The following is a 20,653-nucleotide window of genomic DNA, read 5'->3' as shown; positions in this document are numbered from 1 at the left end:
TGTTCTAGCAAATCAGGATCTTGACGGACGCGGTCTTTTTCAAGCACACGTTTCCTTTCAACGGCTGTGTTGAGGGATATGGAAATTATTTATAAATATTGCTACATTTTCACCCTAGTTTTTCCGCGATCGCCCGACCCGCCGTTCGACCGGTAAATAGGCATCCGCCAAGAAAAGTTCCTTCCAGTGACCGGTATCCGTGAACGCCGCCGCCTCCGAATCCAGAAACTTCACCCGCGGCATAAAGCCCAGGAATCGCATCCCCTGCCTCGTTTAATACCGCTCCTGATAGATTCGTTTGCAAACCTCCTAACGTTTTGCGACTGAGTAAGTTCAAGCGTACCGCGATCAACGGACCATTTTTCGGATCGAGGATGCTGTGAGGTGCGGCCACACGGCTAATTTTTTCGCCGAAATAGGTCCGGGCGCCACGCAGAGCCATCATTTGCAAGTCTTCCGTAAATTTGTTCTCCAGTTCAAGATCCCGCGCGCGAATTTGTTTTTCAATGTGTTCTGTATTTAATAATTTTTCTTCAACAAGATTATTCATTCCGGAAACGAGTGCTTCCAAGGTATCGGCGACGATAAAATCCTCGCCCTTATCCTTAAAAGCTTGTACAGGAGCGGGTGCTCCGGATTTCACACGGCCTAATACCTGTGTAATGCTTTTATTCGTTAAGTCGGGATTTTGTTCCGATCCCGAGAGGGCAAACTCTTTTTCAATGATTTTTTCCGTTAAAATAAACCAGGAATAATCGTAGCCGCTCTTTTGGATCGCCTCTAATGTGCTCAACGTGTCAAAACCAGGGAAATTGGGCGCCGGAAAACGTTGTCCTCGGGCATCTAGCCAGATCGAGGAAGGTCCCGGCAGAATACGGATGCCGTGCTTGGGCCAAACCGGGTTCCAGTTTTGAATCCCTTCCGTGTAATGCCACATACGGTCGCGATTGACAATACGCCCAGCTGCATTTTCCGTAATGGCAAGCATGCGCCCATCCACATGGGCCGGCACTCCGGCAATCATGCGCTTGGGAGGTTCACCGAGACGACTCGGCCAATTTTGACGAATCAAGTCAAAATTCGCACCAATGCCTCCGCTCGATACGAGCACCACTTCAGATCGGTATTCAAAATCTCCGATTATTTCACGTGAACTTTCCTCTCCTCGGGAAACGTGGCTCGGTGCAAGTTTTGAACCACTCACTCCTACAACCGCACCGTTATGGGTCATAAGTTCGTCAACGCGATGACGCGAATGATAAACAACCCTTCCGTTATTCATATGTTCCCGCACCCTTTTTTCAAAAGGCTCGACCAGTCCCGGACCTGTTCCCCATGTGATGTGAAAGCGAGGGAGACTATTTCCATAGCCTTCGGCAAGGTATCCCCCACGTTCCGCCCAACTAACGACTGGGAAAAAACGAACGCCCAAATTGCGTAGCCATTCACGTTTCTCCCCGGCAGCGAAATCCAAATAGGCTTCTGCCCATTTTTTTCCCCAATAATCTTCATCCTCTTCACGGTCGAAACCCGCCGTCCTCATCCAATCCTTCCATGCCAGTTCTTTAGAATCCTTAATGCCCATGCGGCGTTGCTCCGGTGAATCAATTAAGAATAAACCACCAAACGACCACCACGCTTGACCGCCCATTGAAGCTTCCGGTTCTTGATCCAAAAGTAAAACTTTTTTTCCCGCGTCAGCAATTTCAGCCGTAGCAACCAATCCCGCGAGTCCTGCGCCAACGACAATAACATCGGCATCCATGATATGAAGGCCTCCTCTTTTGGTAGATACATAAATTAGCGTCTTGCAAAACTTTTACGGTAAAGATATTAGAATTAAAAATCAGTATATATTTGCAAAAACTTTTCGTCAATTTAATTGTATGTATTCATGTTAAGAAAAACGGCACGCTTTGTGGCATGCCGAAGAAAAGGTGTTTAACTGGATGGATTCTTATAAAGACCAGCTCATTCTGTCTTTTAAAATTTCTCTTGTCAACTCCCCAGTGTAGTTAAGTATTTGTAAATTAAATTTTGGTTCTTTTTGTGTTGAATATTCCTTCCAGTTTTCAGCAACAAATTTTAAGTCCTCGGATGTAATGATGGCTACGTCAGTATCCGTTTCCGTATAAGCCTTCAATTTCTGTGCCCTGGATACCGCTTCATCAGAAATGAAAGAAGTGATTATTATGAAAGCTGTTACTCGATTATCATTTGCTCTAATGTAGTTGAGAAACTGATCAAAATGATTATCTGGAAAAGTATAGGCTGATTCGACACTCTTATTGTCCCAAAGAATAGATTCTTTGCTGTTAAATTTTATTTTTCCGTCAGCATGCTTATTCCCGGACATGTTGACCAATTCGACCCCTAACTTTTCCTCGAATAAATACCTGGTAGCTTCTTCAAAATACTTTTCAGTGTCGAGGTCTTTTTTAATGACTTTGTTCACTCGTAACGGTTTCAAATTCCTAGCAGCTAATTCTTCAAAATAATCATAGTACAATGATCGTTTATCAGTTGGATCAGATATATTAGAGGTTGAAAGATTTTCATAATAATCGATGATATTGCTGATTCTTTGTTCTTTCTTTCCTGAGATATTGACCCCTTCCAAATTTTTCAGAATATCCGTTAATTCTTTATTAGAAAAAGTATCCAAGGCTTCTGATGGCAGAATATCATGTTTGAGGATTCGGTTGATTATTGTTTCTTTTGACCCGGAAGAATTAAAATTGAATTGTGACACAACATGCTTCAAGTGATTTTTGGTTAGATCACCTAGTAATTCTTCGTAGGTTTTCTTTCTTAACTCTCCACCAAGTTCGTACCGAATAACTCTGGCAATCTCAGATGGGATGATGTAATAGACAGCATTGGATTTAAACCTTAAAATAAGCCCTCTTGATTGTAAGTTACGCAAAGATTTTTCAATTTGCCTATGGCTATGAGGCCTGTTTCCTTTTTGAGGAAAGCGACCTATTCTGCTTTCAACAATGTAATGATTTCTTTTAGATATGTTTAATTCTGTTCTTAATACCCTTAATATATTAGTTTCATGGGCATTTAAAGTCTCGTCTTTCTTCCAGGCAGCTGAGAGAACAGAAGAATAAATTCTATAATATTCTTCCGTCATTAGTCCTTTTATAAATTCTTCATCGTCACTATCTGATACTATCTGGCTTTCTAATTTTTCCACGTCCTGTAGCAATGATGCTTCTTCTAGTACATACCCCTCGTTTTCCATTAATGACATAAGAATCATTTCATTGAGGAGAGCAATATCTCTATCTTCCTCCAGAAAATTTAAATTTCTCTTCACACGATCTTCGTTCTGAAATTCATCTATGTTTTTCAAAATGACTTGTCGCATCTCTTCTTCTTCTTTGATCTTTACATCTTTTAGAAAGCTATCAATGATTCGTGATAGATACATTTTACTCATCTTAGGAAGAACATCTTGTAACTTCATTATATTCACTCCCTATTCATGTAATAAATCCCGATATTTAGTTCTTTTTCCTTACACAATTATTATTTTACTAAACAATCATCGAGAACTCAATCAAAATCATGAGTGTCTTATTTTCCACTTTTAATCTTCTCCACCGACCAAGCCTACAAATACGACCGGCATAATGAATGTAGACGTAATCTCTCCCGTTTCACCCTTCTCGATTAACGTCAAGTCTTGGCTGTGCGGATTACCGATGGGAATGATCATCTTACCCCCATTTTTTAATTGCCCGAGGAGTTGCTCCGGGATGTCGGGAGCAGCCGCTGTCACCATGATTCGGTCAAAGGGAGCGTTTTCTTTCCAACCAAGATTCCCGTCCCCGTGTTTGAAGTGAATGTTCGTAAATTCCGCTTCCTTCAATCTTTCTTTGGCCCGCTCATGCAAGGCTCCAATCCGTTCTACGGTATAGACGGATTCTGAAAATGCCGCCAGTAAAGCGGTTTGAAAACCAGAGCCTGTGCCAACTTCCAATACCCTGGATTCGGGAAACAGATCAAGTTCCAACGTCATCTTCAACACGAGCGTCGGCTGGGAAATCGTTTGACCATACCCAATGGATAAAGCCTGATCCAACGAAGCTAATTCTTTATTTTCATCAATAAAATAACTACGATCCATTTGCTCAAAATAGCGGATGATGTCTTTTTCTTGATCATGCAATTCACTCACCCCTTCTCGAAATAATAAATCCATCCTTCTTCCTTTACCACTTCTTCTGCATGCGCCGGAGGGGATGCGATACTGGGCAAAGGAGCGTCGTCTGCGCCGAAAGCTATGGCATAAAGGGCACAAATACAGGCATCGTAGGCGTCGGTTCCCGGTTTAATATCGGTTGGCAAATACTGTGTGAGGTTTGCATGAGCCACAGCCGTTTTGGACGCCTTAACCAAAGCAGGATACACTTCTATAATCAATTTTTTGTCTGTTTTTTCTCGTTTCGCCATTGGACAAATCTTGAAACCATCGTGTTTTTCCCACATCTTCGCATGGGACATAGCGGCGGTGGCATTATTTCCGATTCGGTCGAAAACTGCGGATAAAGGTTTTTTCCCCCACGTTTCATAGATCACCCGGTCTGTGTAACGATAGGCAAGCGGATTGTAAATTTCTTTTTCCGGCTTATCCACCTGGTTTATTTTACCATTGATCAATTGTATAAACGCCTTTGGATAGCCAAGCGGGGCGTCAACGCCAATAATGATGCGGTGATCATTGATGGTTTCAAGTTTAAAGGGATCTCCTGACGCATCGATTAAGTATTGCAATGATAAATTCTCATTCTCCGGGATGGCTATTTCGGTCGGTGTACCTATCCAATCGATGGTGTTTGTTGCCGGATCCCACTCACAAATCGCGACACCGTGATTATTTCCCATCCAGCCTCCCACGTCCCAGCCGATGCCAATGCTTTTATCCGTCATTAAACCGGTCCCTTCTCAATATGTTATACTCTTCAAAATGAAACAGATTCGAGGTTGTTTACATGGGTATCACGATTTTAACGGCAATCGCCGCCTATGCCGCGACAGCGATCGATTACCTTGTCCTATTAATCATTCTCTTTTCACAAACAATCAAAAAGGGACAACTGAAGCATATCGTTATCGGGCAATATTTAGGCACGACAATTATTATAAGTCTCAGCTTATTAGCGGCTCTGGGTACGATTTTTATTCCCCACCAATGGATCGTCGGGTTGCTCGGGCTTTTGCCGATTTATTTAGGTGTGAAAATTTGGATCAACGGCGGAGAAGAAGCAGAGGAAAGCGATATCTTATCGCTTTTGTCGTCCGGTCGATTTAAACAGTTATTTTTAACAGTAACATTTATCGTATTAGCATCAAGCGCCGATGACTTTGCCGTCTACATCCCTTATTTCACCACTTTACATATGAATGAACTCCCCGTGGTCATCATCGTCTTTTTTATTATGGTCGGCGTGTTATGTTATGTCAGTTACCGTTTGGCAAACCTACGGTTGATCTCGGAAAAAATTAAGAAATATGAACGTTGGCTCGTTCCCGTTGTCTTCATCGGTTTAGGCATCTACATCATGGCAGAAAACGGCGTCTTTCATGTGCTTTTGCCGTTTTAACCATGGGAGTCAATCTCACAGCAATCAAAAAGAAATGAACGTTTAGAAAAACTTGGCTTATCGCCAAAATGGCAAAAGTCAACGTCTTTTTGCATGAAAACCACTATAGTGTCGCGCTTCATTTTTGGGGGCGTTGTAACCTTCAGCGCACCCCATTCTTTATCATCTTTCCTTTTTGAGGGGCGCTAGAATCGCCAGGGACCCCCATTTGAACTTTTTTTCATTTTAGGGGAACAGGGTGCGAAGATTACCTCCGCATCAGGCAGGCAAACACCCAGCTACTCACCCTCAGCCCGAAGATCCTTATGTACATGCTCAAATCCGGCCTTCAATATCTCTTGCGTTTCTTCAAAACGGCCTTCAACAGAATCTGCACGCATGACAACGGCAATTAATCGTTTCCCGTTTTCTTCGGAAGTGCCGATAAATGAGTATCCTGCCCCGCGGGTATACCCGGTTTTTAACCCATCCACTTCTGGAAGATTTAAATGTTGATCAACATCCGGAGGATCGATGTCGGCATCCGCTTCTTCACTCGCCAAGAGTTCATTGGTATTGGGCAATACCTGGTTCCGATATGAAAGGCTTAATGTTGGCTGCTTTGTAAGGTTTATAATATCCGGGTAATCATGGATCAAATGGTAACCGAGCACTGCTGTATCCAGAGCAGTCATTCTGGATTCAAAATCGAGAGTTTCATGAGGTAGACCACTGGCATTGATAAAGTGCGCATCCTGAGACAACCCTAATTCCCCAGCCTTTTCATTCATTCGCTCGATAAAAGCTTCTTCGCTCCCAGCCGCATATTCAGCCAGTGCCACCGAGGCATCATTGGCAGAGACAATCGCCATTGCTTGAAAAAGCTCCGCAACCGACAAAACAGAGCCTTCCCGGAGGTAGATACTGGCTCCTCCGGTTGCCTCGGCAACCTCGCTAATATCTACATCATCTTCAATATCCATCTCCTCGTTTTCAAGCGCTTCCAAAATTAAATACATCGTCATCACTTTTGACATGCTAGCCGGCGGCAAGGGTTCATAGGCATTTTTTTGCCAAAGGACGTTGCCCGTATCGCCGTCTAACAGAACCGCGGCCTCCGCTTCCGTTTGAACGTCTTCGGACCCCATCGGTGTAATAACAGATCTTTCCGCCAATCCTACATTCTTTTCCGATAAATCTTCCATTGCAGTTTTTTGAATCATCTCAGAGGAAAACAATAATAAAGACGCAACAACTAAAATAACGACTAGAATGGTAGAACGAAAAAAATGCCGCATGGAATGCTCCTTCGGAATATCCTCTAAAGTCTTGTAATTGCCACCTTTTATTATAAGACAAAAGGCCCATAAACAATACCTGCTTTAAATTCCGGCCATCGACATCCCATAATACGTAACCCATGCAATACAGAGGACGTTTACACTCCCCTCCCCAAGCCAGGAACCGGTTCGGGTATGGAATGGAAAACGTATTGTCGCGTCGATGGGATAAAAAAGCTGAATGCCCCGGGACGTGAGCATATCGAGGACGTAATGGCTTATCATCCCGATAAAGGCTCCGTATTGGATCATCACCCCAATTGTGCCCGGGATCATGCCTGTGAGTACCGCGATGAGGACAAGGAATATCAAGCTATGGGTAAAGGTGCGGTGCCCAAAAATTCGTTTGATCAACCATGAAAAAAAGGAGACTCGCCTTCCTACTTTCGATTGTGGATGGCAAATATCCGGAAGTAGCCCCCTATGAGAGAGGCGCCGAAAAAAACAGCGGCGTCCCAACCCCCTGCAATAGACGGGAACGTTTCGGGGGCGAGTATATCATAAGTTGCCGCGGCCGCTAGAGCGCCAACGAGATGGGTGCCGCCTTTCATAATTTATGCTCCTTTTCATTCTTCTGTCGATCGTTCGTGATCGATGTAAGCCCACACATCGCGAACGACTCCGGAAGCATCCGTATCAATCACGTAACTCCCCGTCTGATAACGGTCATAGTTGCGGATCCCTGCTGTCGAGACCCCATGGATGCTATTATCCTCGGTTTTTACCATCAACGTCTCGTTTACATTTGCAGGGATGACGGCAACTAACGTATGGGGATTCGTTTTTAACTCTCGCAACATCGTAAGGCCGCGTTTCGCACGGGAACTTCTCGGAAATTGATCCCATGTCATTTTTTTCACGGCTCCGCGGTGGGAGACGGAAAAAAGTGACCCTGCATGCTCCGCGGGCACAGCGAACGCAGACACGGCTTCGTCTTCGTCTTTTAGCGCAATGCCTTTCACGCCGGCGGCCCGTTGCCCGACTATATTAATCTCGGATTCCGAAAACCGAAGGCCATAGCCCTGTTTTGTGGCAAAAAAGATATCGCCTGAACCATCTGTAAGTGCGACATCAAGAAGTGTATCCCCTTCCTTGAGCTTAAGCGCAATCAGCGCATTGGAGAAGCGCTGTGCCTGATAATCGCTTAACACCGACCGTTTGGCCATTCCATTTTTCGTAAGGAAAAGCAAGTAACGATCCTCCTCAAAAGAACGGACCGGGAGTGCGCGTACAATGCCATCATCCGCGGCAAGCGTTACGAGGTTGCCGACGTGTTGCCCGTCATCTTTCCAGCGAATGTCCGGGAGCTGATGAACGGGAATATAGATGTAACGACCTTGTGAAGTGAACAGCAGCAATGTGTCCGTCGTGTTCATCTCCTCGAAAAACAGCAAGTCATCTGTGTCTTTCATCCCCGGACGCTCATCAATCGACGCACTGTAAGAACGCGGGCTCGTGCGCTTGACATACCCGTCCCGGGAGACTGTTACGACCACTTCCTCGGCAGGAATCATCACTTGCATGTCCACTTTCAGTTCTTCAACCATTTCTTCGATGATGGTGCGGCGGTCATCCGCATATTTTTTCTTCATTTGTTTTAATTCTTTTTTTATCGTTTGGACGAGCTTTTTAGAGCTTCCCAAAATTTCATTTAAACGTTGAATCGTTTGTTTTAACTCGTCTGCTTCTTTCTCCAATGTTACAACGTCTGTATTCGTTAAACGGTACAGCTGCAAGTTTACGATCGCTTCCGCTTGCACGTCGGTGAAACCGAAAGCGTCGGCTATGTTTTGCTTCGCATCCGCCTTATCTTTCGATTGGCGAATAAGGGCGATAAGTTCATCCAGTACGCTGACTGCTTTCATTAACCCTTCCACAATATGTTGCCGTCTCAATGCTTGGTCCAGTTCGTATCGGCTGCGATTGATAACGACTTCTTTTTGATGGTTAATATAGGCGGATAATAATTCTTTTAATCCCATTAATTTCGGAGCTTTATCGGCGATCGCGACCATGTTGAAGTGATAAGTGACTTGTAAGTCCGTATGCTTATACAAGTAATGTAAAATGCTTTGCGCATCTGCTTCTTTTTTTAGCTCCACAACGATTTGCAAACCGGTACGATCGGTGTCATCGCGAACTTCCGCGATGCCGTCAATTTTTTTATCAAAGCGAATTTCATCCATGCGTTTAACGAGATTCGCCTTAACCACTTCATATGGAATCTCGCTGATGACAATTTGTTCTTTCCCGCCCCGCACCGTTTCGATGGTGGCTGTGCCCCTTACGACGACTTTCCCTTTGCCCGTTTCATAGGCTTGCTTGAGGTTTTGTGTCCCCTGCACGGTTCCTCCACCCGGAAAATCCGGTCCTTTTATGAAGCTCATAATCTCTTCAAGGGGGCTATCCGGTTGGTCAAGCATATGAATGGCCGCATCGATGACCTCCCCAAGATTGTGGGGAGGTATGTCGGTGGCATAGCCCGAAGAAATGCCGGTGGATCCGTTGACGAGCAAATTCGGAAAATACGCGGGCAAAACGACCGGCTCTTTGTCTGTGTCATCAAAATTCGGAATGAACTCAACCGTCTCTTTTCCAATATCGTTAAGCATTTCTTGTGCCAAAGCGGAAATACGGGCTTCGGTATACCGCATGGCTGCCGGCGGATCCCCATCGATGGAGCCGTTATTCCCTTGCATCTCCACGAGGCCATGACGAATTTTCCAGGCTTGACTCATCCTCACCAATGCTTCGTAGACCGATGAATCACCGTGGGGGTGATAATTCCCTATCACATTCCCGACTGTTTTGGCCGCCTTTCGAAAAGGTTTGTCGGCGGTATTGTTGTCTCTTAACATGGCGTAAAGAATTCGGCGCTGTACAGGTTTCAAACCATCCTTTGCATCCGGGAGGGCCCGTTCCTGAATGATGTATTTGCTGTAGCGGCCGAACCGGTCTCCAATGACCTCTTCCAACGGCAGGTCCAAATATTTTTCAGCTTCAGGCACGGCTTTCCTCTCCTTCTGCAAACAACATTTGCTCATTGTCCATAATATTCGTTTCTTCATCAAGTCCGAAGGCAACGTTTGATTCAATCCACTTACGTCTCGGTTCCACTTTATCGCCCATTAAGGTCGATACGCGCTTATCTGCCCTGGCAAGGTCTTCAACGTTCACGCGTATGAGCGTGCGTCCATCCGGGTTCATTGTCGTCTCCCATAACTGGATCGGGTCCATCTCGCCTAGACCTTTATACCTTTGAACCGTGTACCCTTTTCCTACGTTTTTGATCGCCGCGTTTAAACCTTCTTCATCCCACGCGTATTCCATTTTTCGTTTCGCACCGCTGCCTTTTTCCACTTTGTATAAGGGGGGCAAGGCGATAAATACTTTGCCTGCTTCCACGAGCGGTCGCATGTAGCGGTAAAAAAACGTCAACAACAATACTTGAATGTGTGCGCCATCCGTATCCGCATCCGTCATAATCACAACTTTATCATAGTTGCAATCGTCAATGGAAAAATCCGTCCCCGCGCCTGCTCCGATCGCGTAAATAATCGTGCGGATTTCTTCGTTTTTCATGATGTCGTCGAGCTTTGCTTTTTCGGTATTAATCACTTTGCCGCGCAAGGGAAGAACGGCCTGGAATTTACGGTCTCTCCCTTCTTTCGCGGAACCGCCCGCGGAATCCCCTTCCACGAGATAGAGTTCATTTCGTCGCGGATTTTTGGACTGGGCGGGGGTTAATTTTCCGCTCAGCAAGGCCTCCTTTTTCCTTGACTTTTTGCCGCTTCTCGCCTCTTCTCTCGCTTTTCGAGCCGCTTCCCGGACTTGTTGGGCTTTGATGGCTTTTTGGATCAGCATCGTGCTCAGTTTCGGGTTTTCTTCCAAAAAATACCCAAGCTTATCCGAGAGAAAAGCGTCAACGGCGGAACGGGCATCCGGTGTTCCCAGTTTGCTTTTCGTTTGCCCCTCGAATTGCAAAAGCGCCTCCGGAATATGTACGGATAACACCGCCGTTAATCCTTCGCGGATATCGTTTCCGTCCAAGTTTTTATCTTTTGCCTTAATCATTTGCAATTTCCGGGCATGTTCGTTCAACGCACGCGTGAGGGCGGTTTTCATCCCAAATTCGTGCGTTCCTCCATCTCTTGTTCGAACGTGATTCACGAAGGATAAAATATTCTCGGTATACCCGTCATTGAATTGAAAGGCAAAATTGACATGGATGTCCTGATTGGAACTCTCAAAAGAGATAACCTCATGCAAGGTTTCCTTATCTTCGTTCAAGTAGGAAACAAAAGCTTCCAGTCCCGTTTCATATTGAAATGTTTCGGTTTGTGCCGATTCCCCTCGTTCATCCGTAAAAGTAATCGCTGTTCCGCCCAAAAGAAAAGCGGCTTCCCGCAATCGCTCGGCCAATGTCTCATGGTGGAAGGAAACGGCTTGAAACACTTTCGGATCCGGTTGAAAGCGCACGAGCGTCCCTGTCTTCTTCGTTTTTTCTTTTTTTTCAAGCGTTGTGACGGGTACCCCGCCATTTTCAAATCGTTGTTCGTAACGATGGCCATCCCGATAAATCGTTAAATGCAGCCAGGAAGATAACGCGTTCACAACAGAAGCGCCCACACCATGGAGCCCCCCGCTCGTCGCGTAACCGCCTTGCCCGAATTTTCCGCCGGCGTGCAGCACCGTCATGACCACTTCAGGTGTCGGTCGCCCTGTCCGATGTGTTCCGACGGGCATGCCGCGACCTTCATCGCTCACGGAAACGCTTCCGTCCCGATGCAAGGCGACCTCGATATGTTGGCCGAAACCGGCCATTGCCTCGTCAACGGCATTATCGACGATTTCGTCAACGAGATGGTGCAATCCCCGTGTGTCGGTGCTTCCGATATACATGCCGGGTCTTTTTCGCACAGCTTCCAGACCTTCAAGCACTTGAATGGCGTCGTCGTTATACTCGAGTGTGTGTTTAATGTCGTCCACGAATTTCCGTGACCCCTTTCCAGTGTGTACCAACTTTCGATCTATAGTTATCTCTTATATAGAATAAACAAAAGAACATACGTTGTGAACCTCTCCACCTAAATCGAAGATTTTGATGGAGCATCCCTTATCTTAAATACAGCACAAACAAAAGCGCTTAAGTCGCCTTCGGCGACTCTAATGCTTTCGTGAGGCTAGTTAATGAAGACAAGGTCGTATATGTCCTCTTTGCCACATCAGGAACGTTTGCCTGAAGCGACAACCATTTCGTTTCCGACATGGATTTTTCAATGCCTCGAACAAAGTATCGCGCTCCAATACGAAGCTGATAAATCGGCATGATAGACTTTGCCCGTTGTAAATGTTTGCCATTGCGTCCCGCTTTTCCGGAACCATCATACGCTAATGCGCCATCTCCGTTACCTTGTTTTGAATCCCTTTCTTTCGCCAGTAACGGAGCTTGAAGCGAAGTTTCTTCGCTCACCGAAACCCTTTCGACGTCTTCATCTTATCCAGGTATTCGAAAACAATGACATCACAATCGTTATCGGTTGCAAACGTCACAATTTCTTGTGAAGTGTCATTATCAGAGGAACGTTTGTTTCTATTATACCTTATCCTTTATGCAAAGTCTAATTCTATACTTATCAGAAATAAATAGACGAAGACCTTAGCGCCTAACCCCCATCAAATCGGAGATTTTGAAGAGGATTGCGGCGCTAATTTTTTCATTCAAGTGTTACGTGTGTTTATATGAAAACTTTTTTGCATAGCGGATCGCTGAAACATTCGTTGTTTGTCGATGCGTTCGTCTTACACTGATTTTGACAATGCTTTTCGAAACTGTCAACTCAGCATTTTTTTCAAATCATTAGAAAACTGGCTTTTCGCCAAGCTTTTATGGCGAAAAGCCTTAGTTGCACTTATGTAGGTTAGAAAGTTGATTTATACTTTCCAACCTACCAAAAAAGAACCGTAACAACCAGCTGCACGGTCCTGTTCCAAACGGTTTAAAAAGGGGAACACATCATTTCGCGTTCCCATTATATTTTACTATGCTCCACTTTAATGCACCGGTCCATTACAACGGTTTTACCGCTATTTTTTGCTATTGTATAGCCTTCCTCACTGACGACGCCGAGTTGCGTCCAAAAAACATTTGCATCCGTTTGCGCAGCTTCTTCAGCGATAGCCGGCACAAATTCGCTCCGTCGAAACACATTCACAATATCAATTGGTTCCTCGATTTCGCTAAGCGACGAAACAGCTTTTTCCCCAAGAACTTCATCCACTTTAGGATTGACGGGAATAATTTTATAACCTGCTTCTTGCATCACTTTAGAAACTTCATGAGACGTACGCGCAGGGTTATCGGATAAACCGACAACAGCAATGCGTTTGGCATCCTTTAACAGTTGGCCGATTTCTTCTTGTGATGGATTGGAAATTGTAGTCATAGTTGTTCCTCCTTTATTGTAACAAGCCGTTTTTCTGTAAATAATCTTTTGCAACCTCTTCAGGGTCAGCATCCTCGTAATCCACGAGGTAATTCATTTCCTGCATATCTTCGTCGCTAATTTCCCCGGCGAGTGTGTTTAAAATCCCTTCCAATTCGGGATGCTCATGCAAAACATCCTCCCGCATCAACGGCGCGCCTTGATACGGCGGGAACAGTTCCTCGTCATCCTCCAAAACGATCATCTCATATTCCACGAGATAAGCATCCGTAGAATAGGCATCGATGACTTCCACTTCCCCTTCTTCAATGGCTTGCGAACGAAGCCCGGGATCGAGGCCATTCACATCGGCCAATTCAAAACCATACGTCTCGACAAAAGCATCATAGCCATCATCGGGGCGATCAAGAAATTCAAACGTAAAACCGGCGGTTAACTCGTTTTGATAGAGTTCCAAATCAGATACCGTCTCTAATTCATACTCTTCCCCGATTGCTTCGCTTACCGCTAACGCATAAGTATTATTATAATCCATAGGTTCGAGGTAAGTGACGCTGTATGCTTCTTCTATTCCCTCTTTTGTCGCTTCGTACACGTCTTCTTCATTCATACCCGATGGATCTTCTCCCAGAAGATCCACATAAGCGGTCCCCGTGAATTCCGGATAAATGTCGATATCGCCGACAAGAAGAGCATCGAACACGATGTCTGTACCGCCCAGCCCTGCCTGTACATCGACACTTAAATCTGTATCTTGTTCGATCAAGTGTTTGTACATATTGGCCAATATCTCCGGTTCTGCATCGAGTTTTCCGCCAACAACGATGTCCTCTTGTTGTGTGGACACGATGGCCGGCGTAATCACAATCAAGAAAGCAGCCCCCATAACGATCGAGAACGTCATAAATGAACGCTTTGCCTTTTCCGTCCACCATAAGATAAAATCAAACAGTAAGGCTAATATCGCGGCCGGAATTGCCCCGAGTAGTATATAGGATTGATCCGCCCGCTGGATGCCGGTCATAATCAAATCACCAAGACCGCCTGCACCGATTAAGGCTGCCAATGTGGCTGTGCCGATGATCAGGACCATTGATGTGCGAATCCCTGCCATTACAACCGGCATTGCCATCGGCAATTCCACTTTTCGAAGTCTTCTCGCGGGACTCATCCCCATTCCGGTAGCCGCTTCCTTAATGGACGGATCAATTTCGCTAATGCCCGTGTATGTATTGCGAAGAATCGGAAGAAGCGCGTATACGGTAAGCGCGATAATGGCAGGCACCGTTCCGATTCCGAAAAAAATAATCATAAATCCGAGGAGTGCAAGGCTCGGGATTGTCTGCAGAACAGCCGCGACGCCAATCACGGGTTCGGCCAGCCGTCGTGTGCGTGTAAGGACGATTCCGAGAGGAACGGCTATGAGAATCGCGCATAACAGGGAGATGAAAGACATTTGCACATGCTCCCAGAGCAATTCCAGAAGCATTTCTTGTTGATTGGCGAATAGGGTGAAAAATTCCTGTATCGCTTCTGTCATGATAGACCCTCCGCTTCCGTGCGATGGGCGTGCATGTACGCGACAATGCTTCGATAGGTCAAAACGCCAACAAGTTTATCATCATCAACGACGGGGAGCGCATCATATTCGGATGCTTCCACGGTGGGAACAACTTCATGTAACGGCCGGTCTGGTGAAACCATCAGTTCATGGGTCACGGTCCCCGACGGTTCCAAACGACCGATAAAACGTCTTTGATCGCCAAACACATATAAAGGTGCAGGGTAGGATGGGGCTTGAAGGGTCGTTTCCTTGGCCATATGTTTGCTGTCCTTATCCATCACTTCCGAGACCGGTGTCTCCCACAGATCTCTCCCTCGATCGCCAATGAACCTTTTCACAAACGTATTTGCGGGGGAATACATGAGTTCACGCGGGGACCCGATCTGCACACCCTCTCCTTGTCTCATCAAGCATACGCGATCGGCAAGTTGCATCGCCTCTTCGATGTCATGGGTGACAAAGACGATCGTTTTTTTAATTCTCGCTTGTAATTTGGCGACATCTCTTTGCAAATGTTCGCGGCTGATCGGGTCAAGGGAACTAAAGGGCTCGTCCATAAGCAAGATATCGGGGTCACCCGCGAGCGCCCGCACAACACCCACCCGTTGCTGTTCACCGCCGGATAGTTCTTCAGGCCGACGATTTCGATATGTATCCGGTTCTAAACCGACCATTTCCAGCAATTCGTCGATCCGCTTTTTGGTTTCCTGCTTTCCCCACTTTTTCATCTCCGGGACGACCGCGATATTTTCAGAAACCGTCATCGTCGGGAATAGCCCGATTTGCTGTAACACGTACCCGATATTCCAACGCAATTTCTGCCGGTTAAAGTCGCGAATGTCTTTCCCGGCAATAGAAATGGTTCCCTCTGTCGGTTCCACAAGCCGGTTTATCATTTTTAAACTCGTCGTTTTTCCGCACCCGCTTGGTCCAATAAGGGCAAAGAACTCTCCTTTTTCCACATGGAAATTAAGTTTCCTTACCGCTTCAAATTGGGCGAAAAAAGTTTTTGATACATTGTTGAATGAGATCATTTTAGCAAACGTCACCTGCCTCTCACATTCATTAACTTTCCCGCTTCTTTCCATCACCAAACAAAAAAACTGTCGAAAAAACGACAGTTTATCCGTCATGTACCAGTTCATGATAAAGCGCTCGATCGATATAAAGGTGCGCTTTTTTCAGAGCCGCTTTCACTTTTTCCGCTTCATCGTTTTCGAATTCGGGCGGTATATGATGAAGCTGTTCTTCCGTGTGTTTGACGGCGGATTGAATACGAGCGATTTGTTCGTAAGTATGCGAGCGTTCCTTGAAACACAGCTGTGCGTACAACGATCTTTCCTCCCTTTAAGATGGTGGTAACAAAGCTATTGTACGCACAGGATTGTTAGATTATGCCTCGCGCAATTATTCCTGGTGAAAAAAGGGGCTTTTCTTTTGTTTCTTTTTCCATTACAATTATAACCATCGGTTAGTAACCATTGGTTATGGAGGTGGGAATACATGTCTGCAAAAAAGAGAATTTTGATCGCGGCTGAGAAGTTATTTACAACGAAAGGCTATGAAAATGTTTCGGTTCGTGAGATCGCCAAGGAAGCGGATACTTCGCATACGAGCATCTATGTGTACTACAAAACGAAATGGCAGCTCCTTGTTTCCCTGGCTGCGCCGCCATTGGAACAGTTGCTTCATGAACTTAAACAGGATATGTCGCTGGTGGAAGTGGCGAAACATTACGTGCGCTTCGGTCTCGTGCATCGTCATTTATACGAACTCTATATCACATTTCACGGTTCGCGCGTTGATGAAGAGAGTGAAGATTTTCTGAATCAGATTCGCATTCAATTGTTTGAACAACTCAGAACCATTTTAAGTAGTGAAACAACAAAAGATGCAGACACGTTGCTGCTCACGCGGATTCTATTTTTTCAGTTACACGGAACAATCATGACGTATGTAAATTCAGAGGAAGATTTTGAAACGATTGGAGCCAGAGTGATGCCGCTTGTTGAAGTTGCAGTCGAAAAAATAGTGCGGGGGGAATGAGGATGAAACGTATACAATTATCGAAGCACATCGTGAAATTGGAATACAATTTCGGGCTGAAAATCAGTGTTTGGATCGTGAAGCTTAGAGGCGGAGTCGTACTTGTCGATACGGGAATTGGGATGATGAAAAGATCAATCATGAAACAGATTGGAAAAGAGGGCGCCCTCCAACGGATTGTGCTCACGCATGGGCACCCTGATCATATTGGGGCCTTGGACGCGATTTTGAAAGAAAAACCTGTTCCCGTTTCTCTGCACGAATCGGAAATCCCTTATGTGCTCGGGGAGAAGCCGTATCCCGGCAGGAAGAAACCTCAAAAGCCTTCGGGATCGGGCCATTTAGAGGCCTTTCATGATCGTTTCACGGAAGATACGGGTTTGACCATTCATCAAACACCGGGACACTCCCCCGGGCACACTGCGTTTTATCATGTTGAAGACGATGTTTTCATTGCCGGCGATGCATTCATGTCGAAGAAAGGTACGTTAACAAAACCCATGGCTGCTTTTACTGCAAATATGGATGAAGCTGTGCGTTCGGGGCGGGAAGCGCTAGAAAACGTTAACCCAACGATCGTATCCATATGCCACGGAAAAGATGTCCACTTTTAAGGGGGAGCAGCAAACTAACCCGATTTCGTCCCTCAAGAGGAAAGAAAACGACGCCCAATGGTACAATAACCTCGATCCTTTGTCGCGAAACTGACTATTTCTTCGCCCAAAATTGGTAATAGTCGGTTTTGATATTACCGTTAAACAGCTTTCTTTTTTTTGTGGCTTTTTGTCCGTAAAATTGTTCAAACTGTTCGTTTGCGGTGAGTACATAGACGGACCAACCTTGAAAATATTTCTCGCTCACACGGCCGAGGGTTTCATAAAGGGTTTGAACTTTATCCCGTTCTTCCATCCTCGTTCCGTAAGGGGGGTTGCAAACGAGAACCCCTTTTTCCGCCAGTTGTCCGAGATCTTTAACGTGTTTCGTTCCCCATTCAATTTCGCCCACCCCGGCGAGTGTTGCATTTTCGGTAGCAAGTCTAGTCATCTCCGGATCCCGATCGCTGCCGTGTATAGAGGGTGTCATCGACGCCTGGGCAAGATCCCGGGCTTCTTCCCTCGCCTCCGCCCATGTCTTTTCGTCAATCAGCGGCCATTGTTCGGACTGAAAGCCTCTCTGCAGGCCGGGAGCGATGTTTTTGGCCATCAATGCGGCTTCAATCGGAATCGTTCCGGAACCGCAGAACGGGTCAAGGAAGGCCATCTCGGAATCGGGTTGCCAATTCGTTAATTGAATCATGGCAGCGGCCAACGTTTCTTTCAGCGGTGCTTCGCCGTGCAGACGCCGATACCCCCGCTTATGCAGCCCGTCTCCTGTCGTGTCAATCGTAAGCGTGACTTCATCTTTTAACAGTGCGACTTCAATTTTAAAAAGAGGTCCATCCTCATTGAACCACGATTGGTTATACGTTTGTTTCAAACGCTCCACGACCGCTTTTTTTACAATCCGTTGGCAATCGGGGACGCTATACAGCTGGGATTTTACGGAGCGTCCAACAACGGGGAACGTGCCGTAAACGGGGATGATCGCCTCCCAAGGCAAGGCTTTCGTTCCTTCGAACAATTCCTCAAAAGATGTCGCGGTGAAACCGCCGATTTTAAGTTTCACCCGATCGGCCGTTCGTAGCCAAAGGTTGGCCCGACAAAGGGTTTTCTCGTCCCCTTCAAACATCACTTTTCCGTTTTCAACCGTCGTTTCGTATCCGAGTTTTTGCACTTCTTTGGCAACGAGGCTCTCAAGCCCCATCGTTGCCGTTGCAATGTATGTATATGTTCCCATGAATTGGGTCCTTTCCTGTCCGTAAGTATGAAAAAAACCCCGTATACGGGGTCCTCCCAGAGGCTGAAAACGTTCTGTAAGCCATGTTCTGTATCGCCGTGCTACGGCTGTTCACCTTGCATGGCGATGGCAATCATCTATCTGCGAACCAATCGCCTCTCCCTGTCGTTTCCAACGGGGAGAGTGCCCCTACCATATTTTTGGGTTACTCGCTCGCGGGGTTTACCGCGTTCCACTCTTCGCGTTTCCACGAAGACTTCGTCACTGTGGCACTTTCAGAAGGATAACCGTATTCTTCAAAAAGAACGTAGGTGTTCCTTGCGCCGTCAGCCCGGATATCCGGGCTGCCCTGACTTATGGTTTCGTCAGGCACGATCGTTACAACCCTTTAAGGTTGTGCGAGCATGGACTTTCCTCTCTGTCCTGCATGAACAGAGCGATTGCCCGAACATTTTCAGCGTGTACCAAGCTGTATTATAACGCGCTTTCCCATTTTATGCAACATCATGAATGAAAACAAGCCTTTTTCGCCAAGCGATCAGCTTCTTTGTTTGCACGCGTGGGGATCCAATCCACGATAAACAGGGAAAAGTCAGCGCTTACGAGCAAAATTTCGTCTAGAAAGGACTTGTAACGGGCACGTTTCACCGCTCCCTGATTCACTGCATCAAAAACGAGTTGAGAGTCCGTGAAAAATCGACCTTGATGATAGCCAAAACGTCTCGCCCATTTCAACCCTTCAAAAAGAGCCGCAAATTCCACTTCGTGGATATGCGTTAACTGTGAAACTTCCATCTTTCTTTCCACTTGCCCGCTTGGATGCTTCATAAAAAGGCCGTATCCGCATGCACCGGGGTCCCCGTTACACGCTGCATCGACATAGACATGAACCACTTGGGCGGTCGTCATTCAGATAATTTCTTTCCGAACACTTCTTTTTCCAGATTGGAAATACGCTTTAATATATCATAGTTGCTTGACCCGGCCGCTGATGCATCCGCAGCCGGTGCCCGACTCGTTGCCGTGGCTTCTTCCACCGGCTCCGCTTGCGAACGTTGGGAGCGTTGGGAAAGGCCTGATGATTGCATTTTGCGCAATTGTCCTACTTCCTTCTCCAACTTGTCGACCTGCTCCCGGAATCGCTCATAGTCTTGGATAATCGTATCTAAAAATTGATCAACTTCTTCTTTGTTATAGCCTTTCATACTCGTCTTAAATTCTTTTTCAAGGATCTCTTTTGCTTCTAATTGAACATTTGCTGGCATCGTACACACCCCGCGCTAGTATTCTTAAACTTATCTTTATTTTTTCAGAAGACGCGGGAAATGTCAATTTGCTGCTGATGACATGCATAAATCCCGACAGAAAATCTGTCTGCCGGGGATATGGGGGAATGGAAAGGCAGTTGTCATATCAAGGCTGGCCGACGAACTACCAAGGACGATTACAATGCTTCCCGTGCCCGTGTTGCTGCTCCGGCGGGCAATGATAATGCTCTGACTGTGCACCGGCGACTTGATCCTGGCTGTGCGGATAACTGTGTACATGTTTGTAGACGTCATTGTGAACATGCGTCGTGTGCGATGGATGCACTTCAGGGACAACATATTCCTGCATACTGTGTGTGACATTGCATTTCGGCGGATGGACAACGGCAGGCAAAACAACCGGTTTTTGCGGGCAATGCTGCATCGGTTGCATTTGCGCATGGTTATTGCCGCAATGATTGTTATTGTTGTTCCAATGATTATAACCCATGACACCAATTCCTCCTTTATTTTGGGGCTACTAATAACTTATGAGGAATAGGTAGTTGGAGGAATAATG

The 20,653-nt window shown here is 46.0% G+C and carries 20 protein-coding genes and 1 other RNA gene; 3 read left to right on the top strand and 18 right to left on the bottom strand.

From position 1 onward, the window contains the following. Window positions 1-109 precede the first annotated feature (109 nt). The 4 genes from HUG15_RS11680 to HUG15_RS11665 all read right to left on the bottom strand — a co-directional run bounded on the left by HUG15_RS11680 (window position 110) and on the right by HUG15_RS11665 (window position 4,941). Window positions 110-1,765, bottom strand: coding sequence for an FAD-binding dehydrogenase (locus tag HUG15_RS11680; protein ID WP_200128770.1), 1,656 nt, complete (start codon window positions 1,763-1,765; stop codon window positions 110-112). A gap of 192 nt (window positions 1,766-1,957) precedes the next feature. Next, window positions 1,958-3,475, bottom strand: a complete 1,518-nt coding sequence (locus HUG15_RS11675; RefSeq protein ID WP_200128769.1) for a hypothetical protein — start codon at window positions 3,473-3,475, stop codon at window positions 1,958-1,960. 123 nt (window positions 3,476-3,598) lie between these two features. After that, window positions 3,599-4,213, bottom strand: a complete 615-nt coding sequence (locus HUG15_RS11670) for a protein-L-isoaspartate(D-aspartate) O-methyltransferase (protein WP_246516604.1) — start codon at window positions 4,211-4,213, stop codon at window positions 3,599-3,601. Further along, window positions 4,186-4,941 carry a DUF429 domain-containing protein gene (locus HUG15_RS11665; RefSeq protein WP_200128768.1) on the bottom strand — a complete coding sequence of 252 codons (756 nt, stop codon included), beginning with the start codon at window positions 4,939-4,941 and terminating at the stop codon, window positions 4,186-4,188. Before HUG15_RS11665 ends, HUG15_RS11670 begins: the two co-directional genes overlap by 28 nt. 62 nt (window positions 4,942-5,003) lie before the next feature. Between HUG15_RS11665 and HUG15_RS11660 the strand changes: the two genes are divergently transcribed. After that, complete coding sequence (locus HUG15_RS11660) at window positions 5,004-5,615, top strand: CadD family cadmium resistance transporter (protein WP_200128767.1); 612 nt, start codon at window positions 5,004-5,006, stop codon at window positions 5,613-5,615. Between the two features lie 278 nt (window positions 5,616-5,893). Here HUG15_RS11660 and HUG15_RS11655 read toward each other — a convergent pair whose 3' ends face one another. From HUG15_RS11655 to HUG15_RS11615, 9 genes are all read right to left on the bottom strand, one after another. After that, complete coding sequence (locus tag HUG15_RS11655; protein WP_200128766.1) at window positions 5,894-6,892, bottom strand: D-alanyl-D-alanine carboxypeptidase family protein; 999 nt, start codon at window positions 6,890-6,892, stop codon at window positions 5,894-5,896. Window positions 6,893-6,976: 84 nt separating this feature from the next. Beyond that, on the bottom strand, window positions 6,977-7,393 hold the full coding sequence (locus tag HUG15_RS23660) for a metal-dependent hydrolase (RefSeq protein ID WP_200128765.1): 417 nt from the start codon (window positions 7,391-7,393) through the stop codon (window positions 6,977-6,979). A 107-nt stretch (window positions 7,394-7,500) separates the two neighbouring features. After that, a complete protein-coding gene (gene parC, locus HUG15_RS11645) occupies window positions 7,501-9,942 on the bottom strand; it encodes a DNA topoisomerase IV subunit A (protein ID WP_200128764.1) in 2,442 nt (813 codons plus the stop codon). Beyond that, a complete protein-coding gene (gene parE / locus HUG15_RS11640; protein ID WP_281393616.1) occupies window positions 9,935-11,923 on the bottom strand; it encodes a DNA topoisomerase IV subunit B in 1,989 nt (662 codons plus the stop codon). Before parE ends, parC begins: the two co-directional genes overlap by 8 nt. 157 nt (window positions 11,924-12,080) lie before the next feature. Beyond that, on the bottom strand, window positions 12,081-12,407 hold the full coding sequence (locus tag HUG15_RS11635) for a hypothetical protein (protein WP_200128763.1): 327 nt from the start codon (window positions 12,405-12,407) through the stop codon (window positions 12,081-12,083). Window positions 12,408-12,966: 559 nt separating this feature from the next. Further along, complete coding sequence (locus tag HUG15_RS11630; protein ID WP_200128762.1) at window positions 12,967-13,380, bottom strand: CoA-binding protein; 414 nt, start codon at window positions 13,378-13,380, stop codon at window positions 12,967-12,969. Window positions 13,381-13,393: 13 nt separating this feature from the next. Further along, window positions 13,394-14,920 carry an ABC transporter permease/substrate-binding protein gene (locus HUG15_RS11625; protein ID WP_200128761.1) on the bottom strand — a complete coding sequence of 509 codons (1,527 nt, stop codon included), beginning with the start codon at window positions 14,918-14,920 and terminating at the stop codon, window positions 13,394-13,396. Further along, a complete protein-coding gene (locus HUG15_RS11620; protein ID WP_200128951.1) occupies window positions 14,917-15,978 on the bottom strand; it encodes an ABC transporter ATP-binding protein in 1,062 nt (353 codons plus the stop codon). The genes HUG15_RS11625 and HUG15_RS11620 overlap by 4 nt, the downstream gene beginning before the upstream one ends. Before the next feature lie 88 nt (window positions 15,979-16,066). Continuing rightward, window positions 16,067-16,276, bottom strand: a complete 210-nt coding sequence (locus HUG15_RS11615; RefSeq protein ID WP_200128760.1) for a hypothetical protein — start codon at window positions 16,274-16,276, stop codon at window positions 16,067-16,069. A gap of 171 nt (window positions 16,277-16,447) precedes the next feature. On the opposite strand from HUG15_RS11615, the gene HUG15_RS11610 reads away from it, so the two are divergent. Further along, window positions 16,448-16,990, top strand: a complete 543-nt coding sequence (locus HUG15_RS11610) for a TetR/AcrR family transcriptional regulator (RefSeq protein ID WP_200128759.1) — start codon at window positions 16,448-16,450, stop codon at window positions 16,988-16,990. Between the two features lie 2 nt (window positions 16,991-16,992). After that, window positions 16,993-17,604, top strand: coding sequence for an MBL fold metallo-hydrolase (locus HUG15_RS11605; RefSeq protein ID WP_200128758.1), 612 nt, complete (start codon window positions 16,993-16,995; stop codon window positions 17,602-17,604). Window positions 17,605-17,698: 94 nt separating this feature from the next. On the opposite strand, the gene HUG15_RS11600 is transcribed toward HUG15_RS11605, so the two are convergent. The 5 genes from HUG15_RS11600 to HUG15_RS11580 all read right to left on the bottom strand — a co-directional run bounded on the left by HUG15_RS11600 (window position 17,699) and on the right by HUG15_RS11580 (window position 20,584). Next, window positions 17,699-18,826: a THUMP domain-containing class I SAM-dependent RNA methyltransferase gene (locus tag HUG15_RS11600; protein ID WP_200128757.1), complete on the bottom strand. Its 1,128-nt coding sequence runs from the start codon at window positions 18,824-18,826 to the stop codon at window positions 17,699-17,701. A 72-nt stretch (window positions 18,827-18,898) separates the two neighbouring features. Continuing rightward, an RNA gene (gene rnpB / locus HUG15_RS11595) (RNase P RNA component class B) lies at window positions 18,899-19,278 on the bottom strand. 52 nt (window positions 19,279-19,330) lie between these two features. Continuing rightward, complete coding sequence (locus HUG15_RS11590; protein ID WP_200128756.1) at window positions 19,331-19,735, bottom strand: ribonuclease HI family protein; 405 nt, start codon at window positions 19,733-19,735, stop codon at window positions 19,331-19,333. Beyond that, window positions 19,732-20,091, bottom strand: coding sequence for a cell division regulator GpsB (gpsB, locus tag HUG15_RS11585; RefSeq protein WP_200128755.1), 360 nt, complete (start codon window positions 20,089-20,091; stop codon window positions 19,732-19,734). The genes HUG15_RS11590 and gpsB overlap by 4 nt, the downstream gene beginning before the upstream one ends. Window positions 20,092-20,257: 166 nt before the next feature. Further along, the gene (locus HUG15_RS11580; protein WP_246516602.1) at window positions 20,258-20,584 is read right to left on the bottom strand and encodes a CotD family spore coat protein; all 327 of its coding nucleotides are present in this window, start codon (window positions 20,582-20,584) and stop codon (window positions 20,258-20,260) included. Window positions 20,585-20,653: the final 69 nt, after the last annotated feature.

Source organism: Salicibibacter cibarius (assembly GCF_016495725.1).
GTDB classification, from domain to species: Bacteria; Bacillota; Bacilli; order Bacillales; family Marinococcaceae; genus Salicibibacter; species Salicibibacter cibarius.
Note: the sequence above shows the minus strand (reverse complement) of the source record. Positions and strands in the feature narration are given on the sequence as shown.

Bases quoted from the DNA above. Each gene is read 5' to 3' on its own strand.
- HUG15_RS11680 (WP_200128770.1), bottom strand. From the start codon at position 1,765: ATGGATGCCGATGTTATTGTCGTTGGCGCAGGACTCGCGGGATTGGTT.
- HUG15_RS11675 (WP_200128769.1), bottom strand. From the start codon at position 3,475: ATGAAGTTACAAGATGTTCTTCCTAAGATGAGTAAAATGTATCTATCA.
- HUG15_RS11670 (WP_246516604.1), bottom strand. From the start codon at position 4,213: ATGGATTTATTATTTCGAGAAGGGGTGAGTGAATTGCATGATCAAGAA.
- HUG15_RS11665 (WP_200128768.1), bottom strand. From the start codon at position 4,941: ATGACGGATAAAAGCATTGGCATCGGCTGGGACGTGGGAGGCTGGATG.
- HUG15_RS11660 (WP_200128767.1), top strand. From the start codon at position 5,004: ATGGGTATCACGATTTTAACGGCAATCGCCGCCTATGCCGCGACAGCG.
- HUG15_RS11655 (WP_200128766.1), bottom strand. From the start codon at position 6,892: ATGCGGCATTTTTTTCGTTCTACCATTCTAGTCGTTATTTTAGTTGTT.
- HUG15_RS11630 (WP_200128762.1), bottom strand. From the start codon at position 13,380: ATGACTACAATTTCCAATCCATCACAAGAAGAAATCGGCCAACTGTTA.
- HUG15_RS11625 (WP_200128761.1), bottom strand. From the start codon at position 14,920: ATGACAGAAGCGATACAGGAATTTTTCACCCTATTCGCCAATCAACAA.
- HUG15_RS11620 (WP_200128951.1), bottom strand. From the start codon at position 15,978: ATGATCTCATTCAACAATGTATCAAAAACTTTTTTCGCCCAATTTGAA.
- HUG15_RS11610 (WP_200128759.1), top strand. From the start codon at position 16,448: ATGTCTGCAAAAAAGAGAATTTTGATCGCGGCTGAGAAGTTATTTACA.
- HUG15_RS11605 (WP_200128758.1), top strand. From the start codon at position 16,993: ATGAAACGTATACAATTATCGAAGCACATCGTGAAATTGGAATACAAT.
- HUG15_RS11600 (WP_200128757.1), bottom strand. From the start codon at position 18,826: ATGGGAACATATACATACATTGCAACGGCAACGATGGGGCTTGAGAGC.
- HUG15_RS11590 (WP_200128756.1), bottom strand. From the start codon at position 19,735: ATGACGACCGCCCAAGTGGTTCATGTCTATGTCGATGCAGCGTGTAAC.
- gpsB (WP_200128755.1), bottom strand. From the start codon at position 20,091: ATGCCAGCAAATGTTCAATTAGAAGCAAAAGAGATCCTTGAAAAAGAA.
- HUG15_RS11580 (WP_246516602.1), bottom strand. From the start codon at position 20,584: ATGGGTTATAATCATTGGAACAACAATAACAATCATTGCGGCAATAAC.